We start from the raw sequence: 11,925 nt of genomic DNA on the forward strand, positions 1-11,925 counted from the left end.
AAAGATGAGCGAAAATTCACTCATCTTTTATTATACTATTTTTTTGTAATATATGCCCATTTATAACTAAAGTCCCCACCGAATGTATGATTCGCAATACCTTTTACGTACGGTTTCTCTAAGTATGCGGTACTTTGTTGATACGTAGGAGAAATCGCAGCATCTTGACCAATTAAGATTTTTTCAGCTTCTGCAAGTGCATTCCAGCGTGCTTTATCATCTTTTAATAGCTCTCCTTTTGATTTCGCTACTAACTCATCATACTTCGGATTAGAATATTCCATTTCATTAAATGAGCTTCCAGTAACAAACATATCAATATAAGTCATTGGATCTGGATAATCTGGACTCCATGCAGATAAAGAGAATTCATATTCAAATTTCTTTTCTAAATCTAACTTCTGCTTATATGGCTGCTGTTTCAAATTCACTTTAATACCAGGTAAGTTTTTCTCTAACTCTTCTTTAATAAAGTCTCCTACCTTTTTACGACTACCGTTATCATCATTTAGTAATTCTACTGTAATTGTATCTTGGCCAAGTTCTTTCTTCGCTTCTTCCCATAATTTTTTTGCTTTTTCTGCATTATCTTTACTGTCACGGAAATTTTTATTTACAGTACGGAAATCTTTCCCATCAGGTCCTGTCGTAAATTTTTCAGGTACTAAGAAATACGCTGGCAATGAACCGTCATTTAAAATAACATTTGCAATTCCTTTTTTATCATATGCCAGGTCAATCGCTTCACGAACTTTTTGATTTTTAAACGTTGCATTTTTTTGGTTAAAGCGCAAGAAATACATACGTGGATCTAACTTCGTTTTAAATTCATCTGGCTTATTCTTTTTATATTTATCAACAAATTCAGAAGTTAAAATAACTCGATCTGCTTGATCACTATCATATAAATTTACTCCCGTGCTTGTTTCCTTCACAATATTCACATTAATTTCGTCTAACTTTACAGTATCTTTATCCCAATAATTAGGATTTTTCTTCAACTGATAATTTTGTTCATGTTTCCATTGACTCATTGTAAATGGTCCATTATATACTAATTTATCTGCTTCTAATCCGTATTTATCTCCTTGCTCTTTCACATATTTTTCATTTAATGGGAAAAATGTAGGGAACGACGTAAGCTCAAGAAAATAAGGTGCTGGTTGCTCTAATTCTACTACCAACGTTTTATCATCCTTCGCTTTAACACCCAATTGATCTGCTGGTAATTCACCTTTATTTACTTTCTGTGCATTTTTCACATCAAATAAAATGAATGCATATTCTGCCGCTATTGCTTTATCTAATGTACGTTGCCATGCATATACAAAATCTTGTGCTCGAACTGGATCACCATTTGACCATTTCGCATCACGTAATTCAAATGTATATGTCTTTTTATCTTCACTAATCTTCACATCTTTTGCCATACCTGGTGTTGGTTTATTATCTTTATCTAGACGATATAAACCTTCCATTGCATTTACAAATACACGGAAAGATACAGAATCTGTTGATTTAGATGTATCCATTGAAGGAATTTCAGCTGTTTCTAGCAAATTTAAAACTTGTTTATCGGCCATTCCCTTATTCGATTCTTTCTTCGTTGTCGAAGCCTTCTCACCATTCCCACATCCTGCAACCAATACACTCGTCGTTAACGCAAGTGCAGCAATTGTTGTTGTCTTTCTCTTCATTCTTCCTTCCCCCAATCTATATGTATAAGTTAAATCCTATATAATATATTTTATTATACAAAAGATTCTGATTATTTTAAATATTTATTTTAACAAACATAGAAAAAAGCGATCGGAAATTTCTTTCCAGCCGCTTTCTTGAATAGCATTTACTTGTAATCCATCCTCTATATCAAATGGATTTTGAACTTTAAATATTTCTTCCATCAGCTTCAAAAACTCTTCTTCAGTTTTAGATTCACCATTAACCATAAATGAGTATGGTTCCACTTCACCTAATTTATAATCGACAACAAATTGAATCTTCACCTTTTGTCTTGGCGTTCCGGTGTTATATCCTTGGAATTCTACTAATTCTAACCCTTCCGTTCCACGATAATATATCCAACCTGAATTTTGAAAATAATTTTCGAAAGATTCACCTATTGAAAAGAAAGGATATTCATAAAGCGAGCTTGTACGAACCTTTTGAATAACGTCTCGATCAGTCGGAAAAAAGAAATGACTAAAAAATATGCTAGCAACTGCTAAAATAGTAACAATTGTCGCTCCCATTTTGCTCGTTCCGCCGCTATCATTGATTAGATAGTTTTCAACTGATTTATCTTTTATTTCTCTTGCTTTTATTCGGTATATACGCCTTTCTGCAAATTGATAATATAATCCATTTGCAAAAATCCCCATACCAAATAGAATAAACACGAGTAATAGAAACGTAAGAGGCACCATATTAATGATTGGCAATGCTACGTTGAAACCCATATAATAAGAAAAAGCATCACACGCTACTAATAACAATACAAATAAAGCTGCAGGTAAATAATACTTACGATATCCGAGCCAACCTACATTGAAAATAGCTGCCCAACCATTCCAGCTCCACTTAGCAATCCGCTTTTCCTCAAGCTCCCATTTCCTTTTGTAATACGGATATTGTCTCCCTACATATACTTCTAATTCCTTGTCTATTAGCGAGCTTCCTTCACTCTGTTCAGTATGCAAAGTCCGCTGGCAACTTTCACAATTTAACTGATTTCCCTCGCAAAGTTGCCCACAATTTATACATTTCAAAACAATCCCTCTTCCCATCCATACGTCATTTCAAAATACCTTCGTGTTTTAATAACCACTCTTTCCTCCATAAACCGCCCGCATACCCAACAAGTTTCCCGCTCTTCCCTATTACACGATGACACGGAACAATTATTGAAATCGGATTACGACTATTTGCTCCTCCTATCGCTCGTACAGCTTTCGTATTTCCGACTTTCTCTGCAATATCTAAATATGAAGCACTTACGCCATAAGGAATAGTATAGAGCGCATCCCATACATTTTTTTGAAATGCTGTTCCCTCGGCAGACAGCGGGACTGTGAACTCTTTTCTATTCCCCTTAAAATATTCATCGAGCTCATTTATACATTGATCTATCATTTCATTTGTATGTTCTTCTTGTCTCTCATCAACAAATATAACAGACGTAATTCCTTTATCGTTCGCTGTAATTTCTAGCAAGCCTAATTCACTTTCATAATAAGCCTGGTACATAAGTCATCCTCCAATTCAATTCATATTAATTATTGTAACACGAATAGACAAAATTTTTCGTATAAGCGTTTTAATAGAGAAACAAAAAAGAGAATGATACAATGTAAGAAAATTCAATCTAGGAGGCTATTGGATGAATTCCAAACTTTTTTCACCTTATACAATTAAGGACGTTACACTAAAAAACCGGATTGTCATGTCACCTATGTGCATGTATTCATCAGAAAACGAGGATGGCCAAGTAACGAATTTCCATCTCGTTCATTATGGAACAAGAGCTGCCGGTCAAGTTGGTTTAGTAATGATTGAAGCAACAGCCGTGTTACCTGAAGGTCGAATTTCTAATAAAGACTTAGGCATTTGGAATGACAGTTTAATTGAAGGCTTACATAAAACGACTACTTTTATACATGATAACGGTGCAAAAGCAGCTATTCAACTTGCTCACGCCGGAAGAAAAGCTGAATTAGAAACGGATGCTTTTGCTCCATCAGCAATTCCGTTTAATGAAAGTATGAAAATACCAGTAGAAATGAGTATACAGCAAATAAAAAATACCATATTAGCTTTTCAGAAGGCTGCTATACGATCTAAACAAGCTGGATTTGACGTTATTGAAATACATGGTGCCCACGGTTATCTTATAAATGAATTTCTTTCTCCACTTTCTAATAAACGAACGGATGAATATGGGGGCTCATCTGAAAATCGCTATCGTTTCTTACGTGAAATCATTGACTCGATAAATACAGTTTGGAATGGACCGTTATTTGTTCGGATTTCAGCAAATGATTATCATCCTGATGGGTTAACGGTTCAAGATTACGTTCAGTATACAAAATGGATGAAAGAACAAGGGGTAGATTTAATCGATTGTAGTTCTGGAGCTGTTGTACCGGCACACATCAATGTATATCCCGGGTATCAAGTACAATACGCTAAACATGTTAAAGAGCATGCTAACATTGCAACTGGTGCAGTTGGATTGATTACGACTGGGTCTCAAGCGGAACAAATTTTAAATAATAATGAAGCAGATTTAATTTTTATCGGACGAGAGTTACTCCGCAATCCGTACTTCCCAAGAATAGCTGCCAATGAACTTGGCTTCGAGTTACAAGAGCCGTATCAATACAAGCGAGCACCGGGGAAAATCAGTACAAATAAATAAAACCGAGAAGCTATTCTTCTCGGTTTTATTTATTCTATCGTTGTAATTTCATTCGAATTATAAATGTGGATACCTGATTCTTCTCGCAATGCAGTTATATACATCCCTTTTGCCACATCTTTAGCAGAAATTGGTTTATACTTTTTGAAAGCCCCTTTAAATATAAAAGGAATCATACGAGATAACTTTTCAGCTATTCGTTCACCGAAACGGAATTCTTGTCGATTTCCTACTAATAAAGATGGTCTAAAAATGTGAATACCACCAATCACTAGCTTTTGTAATTCCTCTTCCATTTTCCCTTTCACTTGTGAATAAAAGAAAAACGATTTTGGATTTGCTCCCATTGAGGACACAACAAGGAAATTTTGCACCCCTTGTTTCTCAGCTAAACAAGCAGCTCGTAACGTATATTCATAATCTACCTTTTTGAAATTTGCCTTTGTTTTTGCTTTTTTGATTGTTGTTCCTAGACAACTAAATACATCATCTACTGCAAAAAATTCTTTATATTCCTCTAATACCGAATAATCTACTTGCTTTTGCTGTAACTTCTCATGTTTCCATTCCATTGGTTCTCTTACAAAAATAGTAACCGAATCGTAGTAATCTGATTCAAGTAATAGACGCGTTATCTCTTGTCCAACTAAACCACTTGCACCAAGTACTAACGCTGTTCGCTTATTCATATATGCATATACCTCTTATTTTACTTTTCTCTCCTTCAGTAAAATACAACTTTTAGGAGTTTCCTTCTCTCATTTTACCACAAGTAAAGCACTATGCGTACGCATAGTGCTTTACTCACTCTTTTTTCTCATCTTTCTCTCGTAATTTTGTTACTGTTGATGCATCCCCTAAATTACTTATTAATCTTCTTAAAAAAATTAAAACTAAGGCTAATGGTAATACTACCGCTAATATCAATAAAATAGCTTCCATTAAGTAGCCCAAACACTCATCCCCCTCTACATCCTCCTTTCATATATATGAACACAGCGTTGTCACATATGCATGTATTCGCAAAAATAACACATCTATATTTGACAACTTTATAACAAAATCAAATCGGAATGATTATTATTTATTGCAACTTTATAAAAGATGTATTATACTAAGTTCGCAAACTAAAACGTAATTATTCCGTTTTGTATTAAAATGATATTTTTCTTCTATAATTGGGGAAAATATATCCGTAAAAAAGAAAAGAGGAGAACTTCATGCCTAAAAGATTGACTATATTTTCATTCTTACTTATTTTCACTTTAATTTTTACTGGCTGCTCAAATAAAAAAGAAAGTACTGCCAAGAAAGATGGAAAGCTAACTGTTTATACAACCATCTTCCCTCTTGCTGATTTCGCAAAAAAAATTGGTGGCGACTATGTAACTGTTGAAGCGATTTATCCACCTGGTGCAGATTCTCATACATTTGAGCCAAGTCAAAAACAAACAGTACAAGTTGCAAAAGCCGATTTATTCGTTTATAACGGCGCTGAATTAGAGCCATTTGCTGAAAAAATGGAAAAAGCATTACAAAAAGAAAATGTTAAAATTGTAAATGCATCAAAAGGTATTGAACTGCGTACTTCTACTGAAGAAGAGCATCATGATCATGGAGACGGCCACAAAGAGGATGAACATCATCACGATAAAGACCCACACATTTGGTTAGACCCTACTCTAGCAATGAAACAGGCAGAAAAAATTAAAAATGCACTTGTAGAATTACAACCTGACCATAAACAAGAGTTTGAAAAAAACTTTGCAGCACTTCAAACAAAATTTACTGATTTAGATGATCAATTTAAAGCTGCTGTAGCAAATGCAAAAACGAAAGAAATTTTAGTTTCTCATGCTGCATACGGGTACTGGGAACAACGTTATGGCCTGAAGCAAATTCCTATCGCTGGAATCTCAGCTTCTGATGAACCATCTCAAAAGCAACTTGCTGATATTACAAAAACAGCAAAAGAGCATAACTTAAAATATATTTTATTTGAAACATTCTCTACTCCAAAAGTAGCATCCGTTATTCAAAAAGAAACAGGTACAAAGATTTTACGTTTAAATCACTTAGCTACTATTTCTGAAGACGATGCGAAAAATAATAAAGATTACTTCACTTTAATGGAAGAAAACGTGAATACATTGAAAGAAGCTACTAACTAATCAACTTTTGATAAGAGGCTGAATATAACATTCAGCTTCTTTTTTTATGTGCTTCTGCTTGACTGGACCAAAATAACAAGTAAAATTATCCATATTAGCTTTTGAGCTATATTAATTTAGAAGGTGAGTTGGAATTATGACTCTTCACATTTGTGAAGTAACAGCAAAAAATTGGCGTTCAGTAGCTGCTTTAAACGTCGCAAAAGACCAGCAGCAATTTATTGAAAGTAATGCGTTTTCTTTAGCAGAATCATTATATGAAGGAAACGGAACGTCAATAGGTTTATATGATGGAGAAACACTTGTAGGATATGCAATGTACGGATGGTATTGGGAAAAGCGTAAAAGTGTGTGGTTAGACCGCTTTATGATTGACCAACAATATCAAGGAAAAGGATACGCAAAACGTTTCCTTCGCATACTCCTTCAATTCTTACAAGATAAATTTGAATGTAAAATAATTTATTTAAGTTTACATCCAGACAACAAACTCGCAATGGGACTATACGAATCCTTTGGTTTCCGTTTAAACGGGGATATTGATGATGAAGGCCCAGTTGTAGGTGTTGTAATGGAGTTACTTTTAGATGAACATACAAGCCTGTGAAAACAGGCTTTTTTAATCCTTCGTTTTTTACAATCTAGCATTTTTCTCAAAGCGCTTAGTTAAGTCCCAAAAATAAGCCTGCAATATACGCAGACTTATTTCACACACTCCTCGAAATGTTCTTGGAACCATTCTTTATTAATATCTTTTCCGATAAATACGACTTCACTTACTCGTTCTTCACCCTCTTGCCACACTCTATCGTATGATGCAGCAAACAATGTATGCACACCTTGGAAAACGATACGTTTATCTACTCCATCGATAGACAAAATCCCTTTATAACGATATAAATACTCCCCTAGCTCTTGAACGACAGCTGACATCCACTCATTTAGTTTTTGTAAATCTAACGGGCGCTCTTCACGTAATACAAACGATCTTACCCCTTCTAGATGGTTATGTTCTGTATGAGGATAAATTTGTAACGTATCTTTCGTTTTAAACGTTTGAATTTGTAGTAATGATGGAATATCTACATCACAGTTAGTGGCCTCGATTAACTTTGCAGTTGGGTTAATACCTTGCAGTTCCTGCAATAGATTTTCCTTTTCACTTTCATTCACTAAATCTAATTTATTTACTAAAACGACATCAGCAAATGCAATTTGTTCCTTTGCTTCTAGCCCTTTTTCAAAATGTTTATGTATATGATAACTATCTACTACTGTTACAACACCGTTAATTTGGTATGCAGATTGAATGACTGGATCTAAAAAGAATGTTTGAATAATCGGACCCGGATTTGCAAGACCAGTCGTTTCAATTACTAATCCATCAAAATCCATTTTACCTTCTGCTTTTACGTCCAGTAATTGTTTTAAAGCAACGAGTAAATCCTCACGTACAGTACAGCATAAACAACCGTTTGTCATTTCCATAATTTCTTCTTCAACATTCATAATCAACTGATTATCAATACCAATTTGCCCGATTTCATTTACGATCACTGCTAATTTTTGGCCGTGATTCTCTGATAAAATACGATTTAATAATGTCGTTTTCCCTGATCCAAGAAAACCAGTTAATATTGTTACTGGAATCATTTCCTACATCTCCTTATAGCTATATGTTTCTACATTATAGCATATAGAGAAAATCGTTTTTGTAGCAAAACATATTTATTGTTTGTACGCCCCTCTAACTATATAATAATATGTAGTAAGAAAGCCTTTTCAAAAAAATAACCATTCATCAAGGGGGTACTTATAATGGAACGAGTTCAAATGGCCGAAACGCTAGAATTTTCTCGCATTATTCAAGGTTTTTGGCGCTTAGCAGAATGGAATATAACGAAACAAGAATTACTTTCTTTTATTGAAGAATGCATGGATATGGGGATTACTACTTTCGATCACGCTGATATTTACGGCGGTTATACGTGTGAAGGGCTGTTCGGAGAGGCATTACAACTAAAGCCTTCCTTACGTGAAAACATGCAAATCATCACAAAATGTGGAATCGCTCCCCCATCACCAAAATTTCCAGAGCGGTATGTTGCTCACTACAACACTAGTGCAGAACATATTATTCAAAGTGCAGAAGCATCACTTAAAAATTTACATACGGATTATATTGATGTACTGCTCATTCATCGTCCTGATCCTTATATGGATCCAAATGAAGTAGCGGAAGCATTCTCACGCTTAAAGCAAGAAGGAAAAGTTCGTCACTTCGGTGTATCTAACTTTTTACCTTCTCAATTTAATATGCTTAGTTCGTACTTAGATTTCCCGCTTATTACGAATCAAATTGAAGTATCTGCACTGCAGCTTGAGCATTTTGAAAAAGGGACAATTGATTTATGTCAGGAGAAACGAATCAACCCAATGATTTGGTCACCACTTGCAGGTGGTGAAATTTTTACTGGTCAATCAGAACGCGCTGTACGTGTACGTGAAAATGTTCAAAAAGTTGCTACTGAGCTAGGTGTTAATAGCATCGATACTGTTATGTACGCATGGTTACTCGCTCATCCAGCTAATATGATGCCAATCGTTGGCTCTGGTAAATTAGATCGTGTAAAAACAGCCGCTATTGCTACAAAAGTTAACTTAGATCGTCAACAATGGTTTACAATTTTCGAAAGCTCTAACGGGCATCCTGTGCCATAATATAAAAAAAGAAGAGCTGTTTTCTTACAACTCTTCTTTTTCATATGTATTTCTCGTCATTGCAAATACACACATATCCCTTAATCCATTTCCATCGACCGCAACACTCGCACTTTCTAAAATGCCTTCTAACTTAAATCCTAATTTCTCTGGTATGGCTCTACTCTTCTTATTTAGAGAATCACAACGAATTTCTACTCGGTTTGCTTTCAGTTCAGAAAACGCGTAATCCGTTATACCTTTCGCAGCCTCTACCATATAGCCCTTTCCACTAAACCTTGAATCAATCCAATACCCGATTTCAAATTGAGGTATATCCCAATTAATACGATGTAATCCAGCAGATGCAATAAATTCACCTGTTTCTTTCGAAAAAACTAGTAATCTTAAATCCTCACGCTGCAAAAATTGGATATGTGATTTTCTAATGCTTTCTTCTACTTCTTCCTCTGTTTGCTCCTTTTGAGCAAAAACCATCCATGGTTTTAATTCTTCCATAGAAGCTTGAATTGCATCGTATACAACTTTACCGTCACCCGGTTTCGGCATTCGAATACATAGCCTTTCAGTATAAAATTCAGAAGGAAAATCGAATAATAATGGATTCACTGTAAACACTCCCTATAGTTCTTTTATATATAATAATATCCATCTCAAACTATACAGTAAAGAAATTTCTGAATTTTACACATTTTACTCGTTCACCTCTACTGCTACACGAACCCCAGATTCAATTGCCCCTTGAATCCAACCGTGATATAACGTCGTATGGTCTCCAGCGAAGAATATTCTTCCCTCTGGTTTGACAATCACTGGTTGCAACTCAGATTCTTGACCTGCCTGAAATAGCGCAAACCCTCCAAGTGCATATGGATCCAATGTCCAACTTTTTGATATTCCAGACAAGAATTCATCATATACTTGACCACCTAATATCGTTGCTAAGTTTTGTAATGTGTAATAAATACGATCCCCCTTTGATAATCCATCCCATAACAACGCATCATATGACCATGTATAGCTTCCTAGCATCATAGCTGGTCCCTTCTCTCCAATTCCATAGCTTGGATAATAGGCGTAACGAATTGGCAAATCCGTTATAATTCTGCCACCTAATTGTCCTTGTTCTTCCCAAAATCTACTTTTAAATTGAATTCCTATTTTTGTCGCAGGCATATAATGCAATTCACGAATTGCTTTCCATTTTTCATGAGATATAGAATCAAATGGATCTACTTCCACAAAACGCATTGTCGAAAACGGAATCGTAACAATAACCAAATCACCAGTTATGCTACTATATTCAAACGTTTCTTCGTTCCGATAGAAAGCCGTCACCCCATTATCGTGTTGATGCAGTTTCATTAATTTTTGGTTATAAATAATATTTTCTTCTAATTGTGGTAAAAAGGACTTTGGTAATCTATCATTCCCGCCTACTATTTCACAAAATCCACTCTCCTCTTGCATAATATATAAAAAGCGCAACGTTTCAACAAACGACCTTTCCAAAAAACCTTCTAAGTCTAAAAGAACACCAATCATTTCAATCGCTACTGGCGAAAAGTACGTATTATATTGATAAGGATGATACTTTAAAAATTGTCCTGTAGAGTACCTTCCAAAATCCTTTACTACAACATCCCAATTTTTTTCTGGGTTCTTTTTTATAAAATTTATAATTGGCTGTACCGCTAACAATAAGAGCTCCTCAGACGTTTTCCCGACTTCATTCATTTCCACAGGATACTTTAATATACTTGGGTCTTTTTCATATTGTTTTAATGTCGTTTTCCGGCCATTTACGTAAATAATATCCGTCTCATTCCTATTAATAAAAGAGCTTACCTGCAGCCCAAATTTTCTTATATACGCCATCGTTAATATGTGCGAATATGGAATTCTCATTGCCCCTACATCCAAATATAATCCGGTATCTTCCATTCTAACCGTCTCTATGCGGCCACCTACCCGGTTGTTTGCTTCAAAAATTTTCACTTCATGTCCGGCAGCTTTTAATAAAGATGCCGAAACCAATCCAGCCATACCGGCCCCTACTACTATAATTCGCTTCGAACGAGTCGTCTTCTTTAACCCATTATTTATAACTCTTAACGTTTCATCCATCTCTGTGTTATACATTATATCTTTCTGCACAATTCCACCCCTTACTTCATAAAATGGGCATTAGTGGTTTAGTGCATTTTATTCATACATCCCCATAAACATAACAACATGGAAAGAGGAATATTCACTAAAAGTACATAAGAATTAGCTTTCACACCTCTTCACGCCTCGTATAATATAGCAACAGCAAAGAAGGAGTGGTTGAAAATGAAACAAACTTACGACTACCACGCTACAAAGAAGTATTTAGAAGAAAAGAAACAACAGCTATGCAACAAACTTAGTAATATGCATCTATCTAAAAAAGAACGTGAACAACTAAAACTTGAGATTGATAACTACGAATATATTCTAAATGTAGTCGAAATGAATCATTATGAACGAGGATTTTCACGTTAAAAGTGGATATGTAATTTATCCACTTTTTATTTTGAGCATTTCATTACGCATTTTTCGTAAGTAAATATATAATAGGATGTACATTAAGAT

At 34.9% G+C, this 11,925-nt stretch carries 13 protein-coding genes; 5 read left to right on the forward strand and 8 right to left on the reverse strand.

The window, feature by feature from the left end; genetic code table 11:
• Positions 1-35 precede the first annotated feature (35 nt).
• From DN390_RS15235 to DN390_RS15245, 3 genes are all read right to left on the reverse strand, one after another.
• Positions 36-1,697 carry a peptide ABC transporter substrate-binding protein gene (locus tag DN390_RS15235; RefSeq protein ID WP_097949743.1) on the reverse strand — a complete coding sequence of 554 codons (1,662 nt, stop codon included), beginning with the start codon at positions 1,695-1,697 and terminating at the stop codon, positions 36-38.
• A gap of 84 nt (positions 1,698-1,781) precedes the next feature.
• Positions 1,782-2,786, reverse strand: a complete 1,005-nt coding sequence (locus DN390_RS15240) for a DUF2628 domain-containing protein (RefSeq protein ID WP_147807722.1) — start codon at positions 2,784-2,786, stop codon at positions 1,782-1,784.
• A gap of 7 nt (positions 2,787-2,793) precedes the next feature.
• Entirely contained in the window at positions 2,794-3,246 is a 453-nt protein-coding gene (locus tag DN390_RS15245; RefSeq protein ID WP_049113109.1) for a methylated-DNA--[protein]-cysteine S-methyltransferase, read from the reverse strand.
• 133 nt (positions 3,247-3,379) lie between these two features.
• Here DN390_RS15245 and namA point away from each other — a divergent pair, with 133 nt between their 5' ends.
• Positions 3,380-4,417 (forward strand): NADPH dehydrogenase NamA, encoded by a 1,038-nt coding sequence (namA, locus tag DN390_RS15250; protein WP_060630543.1) that lies wholly within the window; start codon positions 3,380-3,382, stop codon positions 4,415-4,417.
• Between the two features lie 29 nt (positions 4,418-4,446).
• Here namA and DN390_RS15255 read toward each other — a convergent pair whose 3' ends face one another.
• Together DN390_RS15255 and DN390_RS30650 are read right to left on the reverse strand one after the other, a co-directional pair.
• Entirely contained in the window at positions 4,447-5,106 is a 660-nt protein-coding gene (locus tag DN390_RS15255; protein WP_060630542.1) for an oxidoreductase, read from the reverse strand.
• 115 nt (positions 5,107-5,221) lie between these two features.
• Positions 5,222-5,371, reverse strand: a complete 150-nt coding sequence (locus tag DN390_RS30650) for a hypothetical protein (protein WP_000540925.1) — start codon at positions 5,369-5,371, stop codon at positions 5,222-5,224.
• Positions 5,372-5,637: 266 nt separating this feature from the next.
• Between DN390_RS30650 and DN390_RS15260 the strand changes: the two genes are divergently transcribed.
• Positions 5,638-6,588, forward strand: coding sequence for a metal ABC transporter substrate-binding protein (locus DN390_RS15260; protein WP_060630541.1), 951 nt, complete (start codon positions 5,638-5,640; stop codon positions 6,586-6,588).
• 136 nt (positions 6,589-6,724) lie between these two features.
• Positions 6,725-7,195: a GNAT family N-acetyltransferase gene (locus DN390_RS15265; protein WP_000172416.1), complete on the forward strand. Its 471-nt coding sequence runs from the start codon at positions 6,725-6,727 to the stop codon at positions 7,193-7,195.
• A gap of 95 nt (positions 7,196-7,290) precedes the next feature.
• Here DN390_RS15265 and DN390_RS15270 read toward each other — a convergent pair whose 3' ends face one another.
• The gene (locus tag DN390_RS15270; protein ID WP_147807723.1) at positions 7,291-8,241 is read right to left on the reverse strand and encodes a CobW family GTP-binding protein; all 951 of its coding nucleotides are present in this window, start codon (positions 8,239-8,241) and stop codon (positions 7,291-7,293) included.
• A gap of 165 nt (positions 8,242-8,406) precedes the next feature.
• Here DN390_RS15270 and DN390_RS15275 point away from each other — a divergent pair, with 165 nt between their 5' ends.
• Complete coding sequence (locus DN390_RS15275; protein WP_147807724.1) at positions 8,407-9,309, forward strand: aldo/keto reductase; 903 nt, start codon at positions 8,407-8,409, stop codon at positions 9,307-9,309.
• Between the two features lie 24 nt (positions 9,310-9,333).
• On the opposite strand, the gene DN390_RS15280 is transcribed toward DN390_RS15275, so the two are convergent.
• Together DN390_RS15280 and DN390_RS15285 are read right to left on the reverse strand one after the other, a co-directional pair.
• Complete coding sequence (locus DN390_RS15280; protein WP_147807725.1) at positions 9,334-9,918, reverse strand: GNAT family N-acetyltransferase; 585 nt, start codon at positions 9,916-9,918, stop codon at positions 9,334-9,336.
• A gap of 84 nt (positions 9,919-10,002) precedes the next feature.
• Positions 10,003-11,466 (reverse strand): flavin monoamine oxidase family protein, encoded by a 1,464-nt coding sequence (locus DN390_RS15285; RefSeq protein WP_147807726.1) that lies wholly within the window; start codon positions 11,464-11,466, stop codon positions 10,003-10,005.
• Positions 11,467-11,643: 177 nt separating this feature from the next.
• On the opposite strand from DN390_RS15285, the gene DN390_RS15290 reads away from it, so the two are divergent.
• Positions 11,644-11,835, forward strand: a complete 192-nt coding sequence (locus tag DN390_RS15290; protein ID WP_060630536.1) for a DUF3896 family protein — start codon at positions 11,644-11,646, stop codon at positions 11,833-11,835.
• Positions 11,836-11,925: the final 90 nt, after the last annotated feature.

The sequence above is a fragment of the Bacillus sp. SH7-1 genome, assembly GCF_008042405.1.
Taxonomy (GTDB): domain Bacteria; phylum Bacillota; class Bacilli; order Bacillales; family Bacillaceae_G; genus Bacillus_A; species Bacillus_A thuringiensis_N.

Coding starts and splice junctions, on each gene's coding strand:
- DN390_RS15235 (WP_097949743.1), bottom strand. CDS start 1,697: ATGAAGAGAAAGACAACAACAATTGCTGCACTTGCGTTAACGACGAGT.
- DN390_RS15240 (WP_147807722.1), bottom strand. CDS start 2,786: ATGGGAAGAGGGATTGTTTTGAAATGTATAAATTGTGGGCAACTTTGC.
- DN390_RS15245 (WP_049113109.1), bottom strand. CDS start 3,246: ATGTACCAGGCTTATTATGAAAGTGAATTAGGCTTGCTAGAAATTACA.
- namA (WP_060630543.1), top strand. CDS start 3,380: ATGAATTCCAAACTTTTTTCACCTTATACAATTAAGGACGTTACACTA.
- DN390_RS15255 (WP_060630542.1), bottom strand. CDS start 5,106: ATGAATAAGCGAACAGCGTTAGTACTTGGTGCAAGTGGTTTAGTTGGA.
- DN390_RS15260 (WP_060630541.1), top strand. CDS start 5,638: ATGCCTAAAAGATTGACTATATTTTCATTCTTACTTATTTTCACTTTA.
- DN390_RS15265 (WP_000172416.1), top strand. CDS start 6,725: ATGACTCTTCACATTTGTGAAGTAACAGCAAAAAATTGGCGTTCAGTA.
- DN390_RS15270 (WP_147807723.1), bottom strand. CDS start 8,241: ATGATTCCAGTAACAATATTAACTGGTTTTCTTGGATCAGGGAAAACG.
- DN390_RS15275 (WP_147807724.1), top strand. CDS start 8,407: ATGGAACGAGTTCAAATGGCCGAAACGCTAGAATTTTCTCGCATTATT.
- DN390_RS15290 (WP_060630536.1), top strand. CDS start 11,644: ATGAAACAAACTTACGACTACCACGCTACAAAGAAGTATTTAGAAGAA.